The sequence below is a fragment of the Bartonella sp. AA1HLJMS genome, from assembly GCF_042197445.1.
GTDB lineage: Bacteria > Pseudomonadota > Alphaproteobacteria > Rhizobiales > Rhizobiaceae > Bartonella.
The window spans coordinates 102,444-119,851 of sequence record NZ_JBHIRW010000001.1; the positions used below are offsets into that span (position 1 = coordinate 102,444).

Annotated in this window: 18 protein-coding genes; 12 read left to right on the top strand and 6 right to left on the bottom strand. The window is 34.4% G+C overall.

From position 1 onward, the window contains the following. Positions 1–196: 196 nt before the first annotated feature. The 7 genes from dapF to ACFIQE_RS00450 all read left to right on the top strand — a co-directional run bounded on the left by dapF (position 197) and on the right by ACFIQE_RS00450 (position 6,270). Complete coding sequence (gene dapF / locus ACFIQE_RS00420; protein ID WP_375620903.1) at positions 197–1,048, top strand: diaminopimelate epimerase; 852 nt, start codon at positions 197–199, stop codon at positions 1,046–1,048. Further along, positions 1,048–2,331 (top strand): tRNA (N(6)-L-threonylcarbamoyladenosine(37)-C(2))-methylthiotransferase MtaB, encoded by a 1,284-nt coding sequence (mtaB, locus tag ACFIQE_RS00425; RefSeq protein ID WP_375620902.1) that lies wholly within the window; start codon positions 1,048–1,050, stop codon positions 2,329–2,331. The genes dapF and mtaB overlap by 1 nt, the downstream gene beginning before the upstream one ends. Before the next feature lie 14 nt (positions 2,332–2,345). After that, complete coding sequence (ftsY, locus tag ACFIQE_RS00430) at positions 2,346–3,599, top strand: signal recognition particle-docking protein FtsY (protein WP_375707178.1); 1,254 nt, start codon at positions 2,346–2,348, stop codon at positions 3,597–3,599. Continuing rightward, the gene (locus tag ACFIQE_RS00435) at positions 3,596–4,282 is read left to right on the top strand and encodes a septation protein A (protein WP_375629102.1); all 687 of its coding nucleotides are present in this window, start codon (positions 3,596–3,598) and stop codon (positions 4,280–4,282) included. Before ftsY ends, ACFIQE_RS00435 begins: the two co-directional genes overlap by 4 nt. Before the next feature lie 62 nt (positions 4,283–4,344). Continuing rightward, positions 4,345–5,106, top strand: coding sequence for a hydroxyacylglutathione hydrolase (gene gloB / locus ACFIQE_RS00440; protein ID WP_375707179.1), 762 nt, complete (start codon positions 4,345–4,347; stop codon positions 5,104–5,106). A 2-nt stretch (positions 5,107–5,108) separates the two neighbouring features. Further along, positions 5,109–5,606 carry a hypothetical protein gene (locus ACFIQE_RS00445; protein ID WP_375629108.1) on the top strand — a complete coding sequence of 166 codons (498 nt, stop codon included), beginning with the start codon at positions 5,109–5,111 and terminating at the stop codon, positions 5,604–5,606. A 196-nt stretch (positions 5,607–5,802) separates the two neighbouring features. Beyond that, a complete protein-coding gene (locus ACFIQE_RS00450) occupies positions 5,803–6,270 on the top strand; it encodes a hypothetical protein (protein ID WP_375707180.1) in 468 nt (155 codons plus the stop codon). A gap of 21 nt (positions 6,271–6,291) precedes the next feature. Here the strand turns inward: ACFIQE_RS00450 and ACFIQE_RS00455 are convergent, their stop codons facing one another. The 6 genes from ACFIQE_RS00455 to rho all read right to left on the bottom strand — a co-directional run bounded on the left by ACFIQE_RS00455 (position 6,292) and on the right by rho (position 13,260). Further along, positions 6,292–7,188 carry a ParB/RepB/Spo0J family partition protein gene (locus ACFIQE_RS00455; RefSeq protein ID WP_375707181.1) on the bottom strand — a complete coding sequence of 299 codons (897 nt, stop codon included), beginning with the start codon at positions 7,186–7,188 and terminating at the stop codon, positions 6,292–6,294. Positions 7,189–7,229: 41 nt separating this feature from the next. Further along, on the bottom strand, positions 7,230–8,027 hold the full coding sequence (locus tag ACFIQE_RS00460; protein WP_273790170.1) for a ParA family protein: 798 nt from the start codon (positions 8,025–8,027) through the stop codon (positions 7,230–7,232). A gap of 6 nt (positions 8,028–8,033) precedes the next feature. Further along, positions 8,034–8,681, bottom strand: coding sequence for a 16S rRNA (guanine(527)-N(7))-methyltransferase RsmG (gene rsmG / locus ACFIQE_RS00465; protein WP_375707182.1), 648 nt, complete (start codon positions 8,679–8,681; stop codon positions 8,034–8,036). Continuing rightward, positions 8,681–10,549: a tRNA uridine-5-carboxymethylaminomethyl(34) synthesis enzyme MnmG gene (gene mnmG, locus ACFIQE_RS00470; RefSeq protein WP_375707183.1), complete on the bottom strand. Its 1,869-nt coding sequence runs from the start codon at positions 10,547–10,549 to the stop codon at positions 8,681–8,683. Before mnmG ends, rsmG begins: the two co-directional genes overlap by 1 nt. A gap of 106 nt (positions 10,550–10,655) precedes the next feature. After that, positions 10,656–11,963 carry a tRNA uridine-5-carboxymethylaminomethyl(34) synthesis GTPase MnmE gene (gene mnmE, locus ACFIQE_RS00475; protein ID WP_375707184.1) on the bottom strand — a complete coding sequence of 436 codons (1,308 nt, stop codon included), beginning with the start codon at positions 11,961–11,963 and terminating at the stop codon, positions 10,656–10,658. Positions 11,964–11,994: 31 nt separating this feature from the next. Beyond that, entirely contained in the window at positions 11,995–13,260 is a 1,266-nt protein-coding gene (rho, locus tag ACFIQE_RS00480) for a transcription termination factor Rho (protein WP_015857121.1), read from the bottom strand. Between the two features lie 552 nt (positions 13,261–13,812). Between rho and ACFIQE_RS00485 the strand changes: the two genes are divergently transcribed. The 5 genes from ACFIQE_RS00485 to dnaQ are packed head-to-tail and all read left to right on the top strand — an operon-like array spanning position 13,813 to position 17,406. After that, positions 13,813–14,652, top strand: coding sequence for a pyruvate, water dikinase regulatory protein (locus ACFIQE_RS00485; RefSeq protein ID WP_375639841.1), 840 nt, complete (start codon positions 13,813–13,815; stop codon positions 14,650–14,652). Beyond that, positions 14,649–15,245, top strand: coding sequence for a Maf family nucleotide pyrophosphatase (locus ACFIQE_RS00490; protein ID WP_375620892.1), 597 nt, complete (start codon positions 14,649–14,651; stop codon positions 15,243–15,245). Before ACFIQE_RS00485 ends, ACFIQE_RS00490 begins: the two co-directional genes overlap by 4 nt. Continuing rightward, positions 15,238–16,110 (top strand): shikimate dehydrogenase, encoded by an 873-nt coding sequence (locus ACFIQE_RS00495; protein ID WP_375620891.1) that lies wholly within the window; start codon positions 15,238–15,240, stop codon positions 16,108–16,110. The genes ACFIQE_RS00490 and ACFIQE_RS00495 overlap by 8 nt, the downstream gene beginning before the upstream one ends. Then, complete coding sequence (coaE, locus tag ACFIQE_RS00500) at positions 16,107–16,694, top strand: dephospho-CoA kinase (RefSeq protein ID WP_375685928.1); 588 nt, start codon at positions 16,107–16,109, stop codon at positions 16,692–16,694. The genes ACFIQE_RS00495 and coaE overlap by 4 nt, the downstream gene beginning before the upstream one ends. A 4-nt stretch (positions 16,695–16,698) precedes the next feature. After that, a complete protein-coding gene (gene dnaQ / locus ACFIQE_RS00505; RefSeq protein ID WP_375629128.1) occupies positions 16,699–17,406 on the top strand; it encodes a DNA polymerase III subunit epsilon in 708 nt (235 codons plus the stop codon). Positions 17,407–17,408 lie beyond the last annotated feature (2 nt).

The window sequence follows — 17,408 nt, forward strand, 5'->3', positions numbered from 1 at the left end:
AAGTTCACAAAAAAATTAAGCGAATATTTGTTATAGTTACAAAGATAAATTAACAAATTAAAAAAAACAGGTTAAAATCACTTATTTTAAAAGAAATAATTTATGTACCCAATTTTATATTTATTAAACACTAGAAATTTATAATATTTTCAGCCATATATCTTTTTACAAGTAACATTAGAAATAGAGAAGTTTCATGAAAACGCCATTTAGCAAAATGGACGGTCTTGGAAATCAAATTATTGTTGTTGATATGCGTGAAAGCACATACGCTCTTACACCACAAGCAATCCTTGCTTTGTCGGCAGATCCTGAAATGCATTTTGATCAAATCATGGCTATCCACACACCAACTCAGAAAAAAACCGACTTCCGCATAGAAATATGGAATGCCGACGGATCAATAGCTAAAGCTTGTGGCAATGGTACCCGCTGTGTCATCGCATGGCTTAAAGATCACAATTTTGGTGAAAAATTTCATTTAGAAACTCCCGCTGGAATTATTGAAGGAAAATACCAAACCGATAATCTCATTTCTGTTGATATGGGATGCCCAAATTTCAATGCAAAAGAGATGCCTGTTTCACGTGAAATAGTTGATACCAATCACGTAGAAATTATGGCTGGTCCCCTAAAAGACGCTTGTCTCATATCCATTGGCAATCTCCATGCTATCTTTTTTGTTGAAAATGATATTCAACATATTCCATTAGAAAAATATGGGCCAAAACTTGAACATGATCCCCTGTTTCCCGAACGGTGCAATATTTCCATTGCTTGCATAACGTCAAAGAAAAGTCTAAATTTACGTACATGGGAGCGAGGGGCAGGATTAACACAAGCATGTGGGAGTGCTGCTTGTGCAAGTGCAGTGGCTGCTTATCGTCGTGGACTTACAGAGCGCCATGTTGATGTAAATTTACCAAAGGGAACACTTAATATTTTTTACCGAGAAGACGATCATATTATCATGACAGGACCAATTAAATATCACTTTAGTGGTTTTTTAAGCCCTTTAACAGGGTGCTACAAAAAGGATCACTCCTGATGGCAATAGAAATTGTAACTTTTGGTTGTCGACTTAATAGCTACGAATCGGAAATCATTCGCAAAGAAAGTACTTCTTCAGGGCTAGATCAACTTAAAGATGGTGCTATTATCTTTAATACCTGTGCTGTCACTGCCGAAGCCGTACGACAAGCAAAACAAGCTATCCGCAAAGCAAGGCGTGAAAATCCTCATGCGCATATCATTGTAACAGGGTGTGCAGCCCAAACAGAAGCACAAAATTTTGCCTCAATGACAGAAGTAGATCTTGTTTTAGGAAACGAAGATAAACTTCACGCTCATTCTTATCGTCAACTTCCTGATTTTGGTATTAATCATTCTGAAAAGGTGCATATCAATGACATTATGGAAGTACAAAAAATTGCTCCACATATGGTCAGTGCAATGCAAGAGCGCACCCGCGCTTTTGTACAGGTACAAAACGGATGCGATCACCGCTGTACATTTTGCATTATTCCTTATGGACGAGGACCATCTCGTTCAGTTCCCATGGGTGCTGTCATAGAACAAATTAAAAAGCTGATAGGTGGGGGTATCCAAGAAGTGGTCCTTACAGGTGTTGACCTTACAAGTTATGGCCACGATCTTCCTGGAAAAGCTACTCTAGGAAAATTAACTTCAGCTATTTTGCATCATGTCCCTGACTTAGCCCGATTACGCCTCTCATCTATTGACTCTATTGAAGCAGACGAAGAACTCATAAATCTTTTAGCTTATGAAACAAGAATCATGCCCCATTTGCATTTATCTTTGCAAGCAGGTGATAATATGATTTTAAAACGGATGAAACGGCGTCATCTGCGCGAACATGCCATTCAATTTTGCCAAGAATTGCGTGCCAAACGTTCTACAATGGTTTATGGTGCCGACTTAATTGCTGGTTTTCCTACAGAAACAGAAGAGATGTTTCAAAATAGTCTTGCCTTAATCAAAGATTGTAATTTAACCCATCTCCATGTCTTCCCCTTTAGTCCAAGAGAAGGAACACCTGCCGCACGTATGCCACAAATCAACCGTAAAATAATTAAGCTGCGTGCTGAAAAATTGCGTAAAGCAGGTGATATGGCTTACAAAAAGCATCTTGCTCATTTACAAAACAGTCTACAAACAATTCTCGTTGAAAAAGATGAAATCGGACGAACAGAAGATTATACTCTTGTACAAGTTAAAGGTGCAAAAGCAGGAACAATTGTTCAAGCCCTTATCGTTGATCATGATGGCGATAAATTGATTGCTGTCCCTCCAAAATTAAACGCTGCTTGAGCAGGAGAATTCTTATGACTAAATCTTTTATAAAAAAAATATTCTCTTTTAACAAATCTCAAGAGGAAGAAATTGAACAACAGATTTCTATTCCTGATAAAAGCGATATAATAGAAGAAAATAAAGACAAAAATGAAAAGACAAAAAATAATCAAATCTCTATAAACACAGAAAAAGAAGAACAAACAAAAAATCCAGAGTCAATACTTACAAAATATGATGAAAAATCTCCATTTCTAGAATCCCATTCTGATAAAATTCCCTTTTCTGGTAAAATTATTGTCACAGACAACATCCGTGAAAAAAAGAATGAAGAAATTTTATCTGAACCTTCTGTTGAACAAAAAAAAACAGCGTGGTTTGGGCGCCTTAAAAAAGGCCTATCCCTTTCTTCACAACGCCTAAGCGGATCAATTGCCGATCTCTTTGTTAAAAGAAAACTTGATGAAGATACATTGCAAGAGCTCGAAGATATTCTTATCCAAGCTGACATAGGTGTAGAGACGGCAACACGCATCACAAATACTTTAGCTTCCAGTCGTTACGGAAAAAACCTCTCCCCAGATGATATTCATACTATTGTAGCTGATGAGGTCAAAAAAGTTCTGGAACCTGTTGCAATACCATTAGAACTTGATCTCAGCCATAAACCTCATGTTATTTTGCTGGTAGGTGTAAATGGCACTGGAAAAACGACAACTATTGGAAAACTTTCAGCCAAATTAACAGAAGGGGGATTAAAAGTTATGCTGGCAGCAGGTGATACTTTCCGAGCCGCTGCTATTGAGCAACTACACATTTGGGGTGAACGTACCAATTCTCCTGTTATTTCGACAAAATTGGGTGCAGATGCCGCCAGCTTAGCATTTGATGCTTATGAAAAAGCAAAAAAAACAAACAGTGATGTATTAATTATTGATACAGCAGGGCGTTTACAAAATAAATCTGAATTAATGGATGAGTTGGCAAAAATTATTCGTGTTTTAAAAAAACACACCCCCCAAGCACCCCACACAATCCTTCAAACTCTTGATGCAACAACCGGACAAAATGCACTCAACCAAGTGGACATTTTCCGTGATATTGCTGGTGTTAATGGTTTAGTTATGACAAAGCTAGATGGAACTGCACGAGGAGGAATTCTTGTCGCTATCGCAGCAAAATATAAATTACCCGTTTATTTTATCGGTATAGGAGAAGATATTGAAGACCTTCAACCCTTTTCTGCTTCTGACTTTGCCGAAACTATTGCAGGAAAACACGCATGAAACAGCCTTTATCTAATCCTAATTTACACAATAATTCTGAAAAAAAGATGAATAACAATAAAAAAAATTCTCTCTCACCAACACTTAAGTTTCTTTTGGAAATGGGTCCATTGGTTGCCTTCTTTTTTGCCAATTATAAGGGAGAATGGCTGATAAAAAACATTGGATTTTTTCAAAATTTTAGTAAGCCTATTTTCCCTGCAACAGCTATTTTTATGGTAGCTATTATTATTTCCCTAAACTTATCATGGATCCTTGCAAGACAAATTCCTATTATGCCTCTTATTTCAGGAATATTTGTTTTAGTTTTTGGCTTTCTAACTCTCTGGCTTCATAATGAAACTTTCATAAAAATGAAACCAACAATCATTAATAGCTTATTTGCTTTTATACTTTTTGGTGGGATGTTTTTTAAAAAACCACTTTTACGTTATGCTCTTGATTCTACCTTAAAACTTGATGATTTAGGTTGGCAAAAACTTACCTATCGTTGGGCGTTTTTTTTCATTTTTCTTGCCATTTTGAATGAAATAATTTGGCGTAATTTTAGCGATAATTTCTGGACAAGTTTCAAAGTATTTGGCGTCATGCCTATAACAGTCCTTTTCATGCTTACCCAAATGCCTATAATTATAAAACATTCAAAAGGACTTTTTACAGAAGAGGACAAATCTGATTCTTAAAAAAATCATCACTACCGATTATTTTATAGATTCATCGCCAAACACTGTTCGGGAGAAAAAATATGTTGATTGAACAGTTTATTTGTCGAGAAAACAATTTCGGTGTACTCCTTCATGATGAAAAAAGTGATATGACAGCTGCAATAGATGCTCCTGAAGGCAAAGCGATTCACAACGCCTTAAAGCGCCACAATTGGACACTTAACACTATTTTTGTAACTCATCATCATCACGACCATGTAGAAGCCCTATCAGAATTAAAACAAGTTTACAACACTACGGTTATCGGACCAGAAGCAGAAAAAGAAAAGATTGATCATCTTGATAAAACACTTCAACCTGATGAAAGTTTTTCTTTTGGCTCACACCTTCTTTTAGCTCTTTCAACACCTGGTCATACTCTAGGCGCATTATCTTACTATTTTCCTGAAAAGAATTTACTCTTTGCTGGAGATACACTTTTTTCATTGGGCTGTGGACGTCTTTTCGAAGGAACACCAGCACAAATGCTGAATTCTTTAAAAAAACTTCGTAAACTTCCTGATGAAACACTTCTTTATTGTGGACATGAATATACAAAAAATAACGCTCTTTTCGCACTAACAATTGACCCACATAATAAAAAACTCCACCAAAGAATAGAGGAAGTTTTTTTGCTACGTGCAAAAAACGCTATGACTTTACCAGTAACCTTAGGGCAAGAAAAAGCCACCAATCCCTTTCTCCGCTGGGATGATAGTGTATTGCGAAGAAACCTTGTAATGGAAGAAGAAACAGATGAAGAAGTCTTTGCTGAAATTCGAAGAAGAAAGGATAATTTTTAACCATGCTTAAGTTCGTATTACGTTTGTTCCTCCTTTTTCTTTTCGTGATACATATTCAACTAACAAGGGCAGAGGAAAAGGAAACAGATAATTCTTCTCTTATATCATCTCTCATTGCAAATTATCCCTTAACAGAAGATTTTCTTTTAAAGCTGGAAAAAATTGAAAAAGAATGTAAAAACTTACTTCCAGAAACAAAAAATAATCTTATAACTTATGATTCTAGTATCCACTCTAGTATTGAAAATTACACTACCTATATTTCTAGTAAACCAAAACTTGTAAATATTTTAAAAGAAAATAATATAACATCGAAAGATTTTGCTTCAGGAACCTTAGCTCTTAAAGAAATATCAACGCTTCTCATATTTGTACCTGAAAAGGAATATTCTACTGAGAAAAATACTATATTTCTAAACAATCTTGAATTTGTTAAAAAACATTTTTTTAAAGCGACAATTCTTTTAGATAGCTGTGAAAAACTCATTTTGAGCAACTAATCAGCTATGACACATTAAAAATATCATCCCATTAATCTAATAAAAAAGTCCGTGCATTAAAAAATCACCGTGTTTTTATCATTCCTAATAATTGTGTTTATTTCGACTATATTTAACAAATGTTTTTATAAAAATAAAGAATAACAGACGAAAAAATATTTATTGAAATTCAAAAAAGAAAGGATAATTTTTAGTCATGTTTAAACTTCTTTTGTGCTTTTTCTTCATTTTTCCTTTTGCATCATACGCTCAAGAAAAAAAACAAGAAATAGATGATCTTTCTTTTATACCGCCTTTCATTGCAAATTATCCCTTAACAGAAGATCTTCTTTTAAAGCTGGAAAAAATCAAAATAGAATGTAAAAATTTATCTTCAGAACCAGAACAAATAAATAAAAAAAGTGATTTCAATAATTATAATGATAATATTGAAAAATACGCTGCCTATATTTCTAATAATCCAAAACTTGTGAATATTTTAAAAGAAAATAATATAACACCGAAAGAGTTTGTTATTGCTCACCTAGCACTTCAAGCGACATTGTATGTACTTACTGATGAAGAAAATTCTACTTATGAAAAAAAATTTTTACCTTCAAGCAATATAGAATTTGCTAAAGAGCATATGTATAGAATAATAAAAATTTTAAAAGATAACTGTTAAAAAACTTTTTAGAACAATTGATTAACTTTGTAAACGCCGACAAATTTCATCTAATTGTTCTAATGAAGAGTAATGTATTTTTAAATCTCCACCTTTTTTACCATGTCGAATAATAACTTTCATTCCTATCACATCTGCAAGTAATTTTTCTAAAGATTTTGTTTCAGCATCTTTCTCCAAATTGGTACGTTTTTTAGTTTTAGGATTAGCTTGCTCATATGCAAGTATTTCTGTTTGACGTACAGAAAGCCCTTCACGAATAATTTTCTCAGCTAAATTTTGTGGGTCATCAACGGTTATAAGACAACGTGCATGACCTGCAGAAAGTTGTCCATCAGTTAAGAATTGTTGTACTTTTTCTGGAAGTTTTAACAAACGAAGCGTATTTGCAACATGACTACGACTTTTTCCTATAACTTGCGCTAAATCTACTTGCGTATAATCATGTTCATTTAGAAGCATATCATATCCCTTTGCTTCTTCGATAGGATTAAGATCTGCACGTTGAACATTTTCAATAATTGCCAATTCCAAAGCCGTTTTATCGTCCACATCACGAATAATAACGGGTAATTGACTTAAATTTGCACGTTTTGCTGCACGCCAGCGCCGTTCACCCGCAATCAATTCAAACTGATGAGGATGATCTCTTAAAGGCCTCACAATAACCGGTTGAACCACACCGTGTTGACGAATTGATTGTGTCAAATTATCAAGCTCTGTTTCAGTAAAATGACGCCGAGGATTGTGAGGATTACATGAAATAGATTCAATAGAAATAAATCGCTCAGAAAGACTACCGGATTCATTTAATTTATCAAAGCTTGATGAACGTGCAATATTGTTGTTTAAATTGATATCTCCAATCAATGCCGCTAATCCACGTCCTAGTCTTTTTTTTGATAGATCATCGTTCATAATTTTGCTCTTTGAGTTTTCTTACAAAAATTTTTACATTTTTAAGCAGCAGCACGTGCTTGTTTTTCACGTTGAATCATTTCTGATGCTAGACGCAAATAAGCTTGGCTCCCAGCACATTTAAGATCATAAAGCAATACAGGTTTACCAAAAGAAGGCGCTTCTGATACTCTTACATTTCGTGGAATAACAGTACGATAAACTTTATCTCCCATAAAAGAACGTACATCTTCAACAACTTGATTTGAAAGGTTATTACGTCCATCATACATTGTTAAAACAATACCTTGGATTTCTAAAGATGGATTAAGTACGGATCGCACTTGTTTTACTGTTTCAAGTAATTGACTTAAACCTTCAAGTGCTAAAAATTCACACTGCATAGGCACTAAAACAGAATCCGCAGCCCCCATAGCATTAAGTGTTAAAAGATTAAGGGAGGGAGGACAATCAATTAAAATATAATTGAATTTTTTTTCCATTTCCGGATCATCATAGAGAGCTTTACGTAAGCGTTGTATGCGATCTTTTGATGAAGAAATTTCCATTTCCACACCTAAGAGATCAAGTGTAGAGGGAACTATATAAAGATTGGGTACGGCTGTTTTTAAAGCCGCCTGTGTAATTGAAACGCCCGAAACCAAAACATCATAAGAAGATAAAGGACGGCTATTACGATCAATCCCTAAACCTGTACTAGCATTACCTTGTGGATCAACATCCATAATAAGGACATTTTCACCAATAGCCGCTAAAGCTGTAGCAAGATTAATTGCTGTGGTTGTTTTTCCGACTCCACCCTTTTGGTTTGCAATAGCGATAATTCGTGTTTCGCTCATTTTGCTCTACCCTCTATATGATCGAATATGAGAAATTTCCAAAATAACAGAATTTTCATCAACTTTACTTTTATGTTTTAACAGATCAAAGTGCCAATTGGCAGAGGCATTTTTTATTTCTGTAGCGTAATCCCGACCTTTTTGCAAAAGAGCTATTGTTTTTTCTGTTAATAAAGGAAAAATGAGTTGTAAAAGAGTATCAAGCGGCGCTAATCCCCGTGCCGTTATAATATCAGATATGGGAATTTTTTGATATATATCTTCAATTCTAGCGTGATAAACCGTTGCTGGAAGATTAAGTTGAGCAATAACTGTTCGCAAAAAAGCAACTTTTTTCCCATTACTTTCAACAAGATTAATATGTCCTGCTTTTTTTTCTTTCAAAAAGATAGCAATCACAATTGCAGGAAAACCTCCTCCTGATCCTAAATCACACCAATGTAAAGAATGAGCATACAAAGGAAAAATTTGTGCTGAATCTAGAATATGTCGTGTCCATAGATCTGGTATAGTTGTAGCAGATATCAAATTAATATGTGCATTCCACTGAAGTATTAAAGACTCAAACTGAATTAAATTTTCCATCGTTTCACGTGAAACAGAAGGAATAATATTTAATAATTGTTGATATTTTTTTTCTGTAGAAAAATTCATTAAGCTGTTTTAGCCTTTTCACGTCGTTGACGTTGAATATGTGTAATAATAAGCGATAACGCGGCGGGTGTCATACCATCAATTTTTTGTGCATCAGCAATTGAACGCGGCGACACTTCTTGAATTTTTGATTTAAGTTCATTTGAAAGACCTGAAATTGACTGAACATCAAGAGAAGAAGGAATTTCTAAACGCTCATCTCTCTGAAGAGAGGCAATATCTTGTGCTTGTTTATCTAAATAAACGGCATATTGTGCTTCAATTTCTAAAGATTCTGCTGTTTTAGAATCAATTGTTTGTAATTGTGGCCAAAAATCTGAAAGACGTTCTAAGGTCATATAAGGATAAGCAAGAAAATCATAAGCCGAACGCCGAATTCCATCATGATTAACATGTAATCCATGAGCAGAAGCTTCATTGGGTGTTAAAAAAAGATTTTGACATATTGATCGTGCTTGATCAAGCCGTTGTTGTTTTTTCTGATAACATTCCCAACGTATTTTACTTACAATACCCCATTTTTGTGCCAAAGGTGTTAAACGCGTATCAGCATTATCAGATCGTAAAGATAAACGAAATTCAGCACGTGATGTAAACATCCTATAAGGTTCACAAACACCACGTGAAACCAAATCATCAATCATAACACCAATATAAGCAGTAGAACGACTTATAAGTATTTCATCTAATTTACCTACTTTACATGCAGCATTTAATCCAGCTAAAAGTCCTTGTGCTGCTGCTTCCTCATATCCTGTTGTACCATTAATTTGGCCTGCTAAAAATAAACCTGGTAAAGAGCGTAATTCTAAGCTTCTCGTTAATTGTTGTGGATTAACAAAATCATATTCAATAGCATAACCAGGTTGCAAAACTATAGCATTTTCCAATCCTTCAATGGTTTTCAATAGAGAAATTTGTACATTTTCAGGAAGAGAAGTAGAAAGACCATTTGGATAAACAGTATCATCATTTAATCCTTCTGGTTCCAGAAAGATCTGATGCCCATCACGTTCTCCAAATTTCACAATTTTATCTTCAACAGAAGGACAATAACGTGGTCCTAACCCTTCAATATTTCCAGAATATAAAGCAGAGCGATAAATATTCTCGCGAATAATTTGATGTGTTTTCTCATTTGTACGTGTTATTGCACATTCAATTTGTGGTTGTTCAATTTTCTCTGTTAAAAGAGAAAAGGGTATGGGATTTTCATCTGCTTGTTGTTTTTGGAGAGCTTCCCAAGCAATTGTTTTTTTACTCAAACGAGCAGGGGTTCCTGTTTTTAATCGTCCAAGTTTTATATGATATTTTTTCAAATGTTCAGCAAGTTTTACACTTGACTGATCTCCCATACGACCAGCAGCCCATGTTTTATTACCAATATGAATAAAGCCATTTAAAAACGTACCTGTTGTTAAAACAACAGCACCAGAAAAAATTGTTCCTTGTTTTTTTAAAATAACACCTGATACACAATTATCTTTAACAACCAGATCAATAACTTCATCCTCAATAAGAGTAAGATTTTCTTGTTCTTTTAATAATTTTTGAATTGCTTTTTTATAAAGTTGTCTATCTGCCTGTGTCCGTGGTCCTCTTACTGCCGGTCCTTTACGTCTATTAAGTAGTCTAAACTGAATTCCAGAAGCATCCGCTGCTCTTCCCATAAGACCATCTAACGCATCTATTTCACGAACTAGATGCCCTTTTCCAAGTCCACCAATAGCAGGATTACACGACATTGTTCCCAGTGCTGATATTTTATATGTAACAAGCGCTGTTTTGGCTCCTACACGTGCTGAAGCTGAAGCCGCTTCACAGCCAGCATGACCACCACCAACAATAACAACATCATATGATTGCATTTAATTCATTCCGTAGAAAATATTCTAAGGTTTCACGTGAAACAGTATATAAATTACATAATCTTTATAATCTGTCTATGAAATAATCAATGTTTCACGTGAATCATTATTTACCAACACAAAATTCTGAAAAAATAATATCAAGCAAATCTTCAACATCAATATCTCCTGTAATTTTCCCAAGAAAATCACTTGCACAACGGAGATGTTCTGCACGTAAACTGAGATCAAGAGAATGATAACTAAGAGAAAATTCAATCTCTTTAACAGCCTGCTTTAATAATTGAAGTTGCCTTTTACGTGCTGGAACAATATTTCCAATTTCAGAAGCACGATGATGACAAAATAATTCAAGTTCTTTTATAAAATAATCAAAATTTAAACCAGTTAATGCGGAAAATTGTATAGACCAACGCTGATCATTTTTTTCATAAAGATCAAGTTTATTGCCAACACACCATATTTCAGCCGATGTTTCTGGTAAATCAACTTGCTTAGGATTTCCTATATCATAAACCAAAATAACCAAATCAGCTTCCCTAACATGCTGTTTAGCAATTTCTATTCCCATCTGTTCTATTTTATTTTCTGTTTTTCTAAAACCAGCAGTATCGGTTAAAAAAATAGGTAAACCACCAAGAATAATTCTCATTTCTAAAGCATCACGGGTTGTTCCTGCTTCTTCCGTTACAATAGCAACAGATCTTCCTGAAAGACGATTCATAATGCTTGATTTTCCAGAATTTGGAGCACCAGCAATAACAATTTTTAATCCATCACGTAAAATACTTGCACGTTCTCCTTCAGTAATATATTCCCGAATAGAAGTACAAAGATCCTCAACATCTTTCCAAACTTTATCAGATATTGCGTTGGGAATATCTGCTTCATCAACAAAATCAAGTTCTGCCTCAATAAAAGCACGCGCCTTCATAAGCTTATGACGCCAATCACGATAAAGCGTCGTTAAATGTCCACTTGTACCCATAACAGCTAAACGCCGTTGGCTTTCCGTTTCTGCTTCTATTAAATCAGCAAGACCTTCTGCTTGAACAAGATCTAATTTTCCTTCCATAAAAGCACGACGTGAAAATTCACCTGCTTCTGCAATACGGCATCCAGAAAATGTCGACAATTCATCGAGAAAACGATTAACGACTGCTTTTCCTCCATGTAAATGGAATTCTGCACAATCTTCCCCCGTAAAACTATGAGGAGCAGGAAAAAAAACAGTTAAACCAGAATCTAAAAAACTACCATCACAAGCAGTAAGATTTCCATAATGCATAAAACGTGCTTTAGGTAAACGACCACAAAGCGTTTTAACTATATCCACAACATGAGGACCAGAAAGCCGAATGACTGCAACCCCTGAAGGTAACAATCCACTCGAAACAGCAAAGATTGTATCCACAGGTTTTATCCTAATAAAAACTTTAATGACTTTACGTATTCATTGAATCAAAAAATTCACTATTATTTTTTGTTTGCTTTAATTTATCAATCAAAAATTCAATTGCATCTGTTACATTCATAGATGCTAAAATACGACGAAGAACAAAAATTTTGTGTAAATCTTGTCGTTCTACCAGCAGTTCTTCCTTACGCGTTCCTGACTTTAAAATATCCATAGCAGGGAAAATACGTTTATCAGCAACTTTTCGATCAAGAACAATTTCCGAATTACCTGTTCCTTTAAATTCTTCAAAAATAACCTCATCCATACGACTTCCTGTATCAATCAAAGCCGTTGCAATAATGGTTAAAGATCCGCCTTCTTCAATATTACGTGCTGCACCAAAAAAACGCTTTGGACGCTGGAGGGCATTTGCATCCACACCACCTGTTAAAACTTTACCCGAAGAAGGAACAACTGTATTATATGCACGCCCAAGACGTGTAATAGAATCGAGAAGAATAACAACATCACGCCCATATTCAACGAGACGTTTGGCTTTTTCAATAACCATTTCTGCCACTTGTACGTGACGTATTGCAGGTTCATCAAAAGTAGAAGAAACCACTTCTCCTTTTACTGAACGCTGCATATCAGTAACTTCTTCTGGTCGTTCATCAATTAAAAGAACAATGAGATAACATTCAGGATGATTAGTGGTAATAGAATGAGCAATATTTTGAAGTAAAACTGTTTTTCCCGTCCGAGGAGGAGCTACAATTAATCCTCTTTGTCCTTTTCCCAATGGAGATATCAAATCAATCACACGTGATGACATATCTTTCTCTGTAGGATCTTGTATTTCCATTTGGAAACGTTCATTTGAATAAAGAGGAGTAAGATTATCAAAGTGGATTTTATAACGAATCTTTTCAGGTTTTTCGAAATTAATTGTATTAATTTTAAGGAGAGCAAAATAACGTTCTCCCTCTTTTGGACTGCGTATGGGGCCTTCAATTGTATCGCCTGTTTTTAAAGAAAACGACTGTATTTGTGCAGGTGAAAGATAAATATCATCAGGACCAGGAAGATAATTAGCATCAGCAGATCTCAAAAATCCAAATCCGTCTTGTAAAACTTCAACAACACCTTCTCCTATAATTTCAACGTCTTGTAGAGCAAGTTTTTTCAAGATAGCAAACATTAATTCTTGTTTGCGCATAAGGGAGGCATTTTCAACTTCTAATGTTTCAGCAAAAGAAACAAGCTCAACGGGATTTTTGCTTTTAAGTTCTTGTAGTTTCATTTTTTGCATGAAATATGCTCTTTGTGATTAAGGAGAAGATTGTTCTAAATAATTTATGGAAATTTATGAGTGAAATATTACTAAGAAAAAATATTCTACACTCAATTTTTTTAATCTGCAAGTACCATTTATATGAAATTTGTTCCTGTAATATTAAGTAATTATATGAAAAACTTGAAAAAATATAAAATTCAAATAGTATTTAATTATTTTAATAACAAAAATGTGAGTTAGGATTATAACATTAATGAAATGCTATTCAAAAGTATTTTTTACAGAAATTTATATTAATAAATTTATATTAAAGAAAGGATTATTCTTATTTATAACTGTGTTTAGTGTGGATTATTATTTATCCTCAATTTTATCCACAAAAGGAACTGAAAAAAGAATAAAAATATCACTATATTAAAGATATTATCCCCTCTTTTTTTATAAGAGGGATTAAATTATCACAAGCATTTAATTTGTGCATAAAAAAGGAGAATTTTTCATAAATTTTAGTTTTATAAAAAACGACGAGGATATATACACATGTCTTAACAAGGAGTTAAAATTTTTGTGACAAAAGAAAAAAAATTCTTTCATTTACACATGCTTTCTGATGCAACAGGAGAAACATTAATTTCTGTTGGAAGAGCTGTAGCATCGCAATATGCAATGATTCAGGCAACAGAGCATATCTATCCTATGATTCGTAATAGAATACAGTTACAGAAAGCTCTTGATGAAATACAACAAGAGCCAGGTATTGTTCTTTACACAATGATTGATGAAGAATTTAAACTTCTCCTTCAAAAAAGGTGTAAAAAAATAAAAGTTCCCTGTATTGATATATTGCATCCTGTTTTAAATGCTTTTCAGTCTTACCTTGGAATGCCAACACATTTACGTGCGAGCGCACAACATGATCTTAATGCAGATTATTTTCGCCGTATTGAGGCACTGGATTTTACAATAGAGCATGATGATGGACAGTCTTCCAGTAGCTTATCCGAAGCAGATGTGATCCTTGTGGGAATTTCAAGAACCTCTAAAACGCCAACAAGTATCTATTTAGCAAATCGCGGAATAAAGACGGCTAATATTCCTCTTATTCCTAATATTGATTTGCCAGAATCCCTTTTAGAGGCAAAAAATTCTTTAATTATTGGTTTAATTGCTTCAGCTGAAAGAATCTCACATATCCGCCAAAATCGAGATTTGGGAGAAAGTTTTGCTCTTGATAATTATACAAATCGTATCAACATAGCTGAAGAATTAATCTATGCAAAACGCATTTGCGAACGTTTTGGTTGGCCTATTATTGATGTCACAAGACGTTCTATTGAAGAAACTGCTGCTGCAATATTTGAACTGTTATCACGATTTCGTGAAGGAAATGAGAGAAAATTCTCATGAACGCAGATACTTTAATATTAGCATCTCTTAGTTTTTATCGTGCAAAATTATTAAAAAAAGCAGGTTTAAATTTTTTCATTGAAGGAGCTTCTTTTGATGAAAGAGAAGTAGAAAAAAAAGCAAAAGAAAAAACACCTAAAGAACTCAGCTGTTTTCTTGCGAGCGCAAAAGCAAAAAATGTTTCAGATCGTTTTCCTGATGCTTTCGTTATTGGTTGTGATCAAGTTCTTGATTTGGAAGGTCAAGTTTTTCACAAAGCAACAAATATTAAAGAAGCACATCAACGTTTATGTGAATTATCAGGAAAAATCCATTCTCTTCATAGTGCGGTAGCTTTATTTAAAAATGGTCAAAAAATTTGGGTTGAAGCTTTTAGTGCACATATGTCCGTCCGTTTACTCTCATCAGAATTTATTGAACGTTATTTAGCACGCGTAGGAAAAGATGTTTTAAACAGCGTGGGAGTATATCAAATTGAAGGAGAAGGAATTCATCTCTTTGAAAAAATTGAAGGAGATTTTTTTACCATTGTTGGTTTACCTTTGCTGCCTCTACTCATAAAACTGCGCCACTTAGGAATTATTGATGGTTGACTTAACAATAAAAAAAACAAATTATCCGCGTGCTTTTGTTGTTGGTTCTCCAATTCATCATTCAAAATCGCCAAAAATTCACAATTTTTGGCTTAAACAATATGGTTTACAAGGAGAATATATTGCACAAGAAGTAACATCTGAAGAATTCAGTCATTTTATTGCGTCTTTACAAAAAATAGGCTTTTGTGGAGGAAATGTTACTTTGCCTTATAAACAGGAAGCTTTTCGTTTAGCAGATTATAAAGATGAGAGAGCAACAATGATTGGTGCTGTTAATACACTTTGGTATGAAGGAGATAAGCTTTGTGCCACGAATAGTGATGCCTATGGTTTTAGCGCTAATCTTGATGATTTTGCATCTGATTGGGGAGGGGAAACAGCTCTTGTTTTTGGAGCAGGTGGTGCCGCACGCGCTATCATATATGCCTTAAAAAAACGTGGATTTGAACAGATTTATTTAATTAACCGTACAAAACAACGTGCTGATAATTTAGCTCAGCATTTTGGAAAAATCATTAAAGTTTACGATTGGCATAAAATCCATGAAATACTTCATCAAGCTGATTTGATTGTTAATACAACCTCTATTGGCATAAAAAGTCCAGAAGAAAAAAGTGATTCTTTTTTTTGCGATTTTCATAAAGCAAAAAAAACGGCATTAGTAACGGATATTATTTATACACCATTGATAACTCCTTTTTTACAACAGGCAAAGGCTTGTGATCTCAAGACGGTTGATGGACTTGGGATGCTTCTACATCAGGCTGTTATAGGGTTTGAACAGTGGTTCGGAATAAGACCACAGGTAACAAAAGCGTTACGGACAGCTATTTTAGAGGATATGAGTGAAAAAAGAGAATGAAGATCATAGGATTAACGGGATCAATTGCTATGGGAAAATCAACAGTTGCTGATTTTTTCAAGCAAGCGGGTATTTCTGTTTTTAGTGCTGATGAAGCAGTACAACAGCTTTATAAAAGTGAGCCAGCTTTGTCATTCATAGAGCGTATTTTTCCTGGTGTGGTTGAAAACGGAGAAGTTAACCGTTTGAAACTTTCTGAAATTTTGATTGATGATAAGGAAAAATTACAAACATTAGAAAAAATAATTCATCCTTTGGTGCAAGAAAAAGAAAGGGAATTTATTGATATAGCGCGTGAACAAGGGAAAAAATTAGTTATTCTTGATATTCCACTTCTGTTTGAAAAAAATGGTGAAAGTCGTGTGGATAGCGTTATTGTTGTTTCTGCTCCACCAGAAATACAAAAAGAACGTGTAATGATTCGCCAAGGTATGAATGAGAAAAAATTTTCCTTTATCAACGCTCAACAAATGCCAGATGAAAAAAAACGAGAACGCGCTGATTTTATTATTGATACAGGGAAAGATTTAGAGAATACACGTCAACAGGTTTTTGATGTGATAAAAAAATTGCTAAAGAATTAAAATTATGCGTGAAATTATTTTTGATACAGAAACAACAGGTTTAGATAAAGAGAAAGATCGCATAATCGAAATTGGTTGTGTAGAAATGGTTGATCGTTATCTCACAGGACGCCAATTTCATGTTTATTTAAACCCTGAAGGCGTTATTATTCCTGATGAAGTTGTAGCAATTCACGGATTAACCAATGAACGCTTGAAAAACGAGAAAAGTTTTAGTGATATTGTTGATGAATTTTTGGAATTTATCAAAGACGCGACAATGATTGCGCATAATGCGAGTTTTGATATTGGTTTTATTAATGCAGAATTAAAACGCGTCAACAAACCGCTTATCAGTGTTGATAATATTCTTGATACATTGGCTATGGCGCGGCGTAAATTTCCTATGGGTCCTAATTCTCTTGATATTTTATGCAAACGTTTTGGAATTGATAACAGCCATCGTGTTCTTCATGGTGCTTTGCTTGATGCAGAGATTCTAGCCGATGTTTATATTGAGCTCATCGGTGGAAAGCAAGGTGTATTGGGTTTTGATAACAGAAGGGGTATTGATGAACATATCCAGAACGATAAAGATACATCTTATGCCGTTAAAATTCGCCCGCAGGCTTTACCTTCAAGATTGAGTATGCAAGAAAAAAAGTTACACGCTGATTTTATCTACAAAATGGGTGAAAAAGCTCTGTGGAATAACTTCAAAATTCATGAATAACA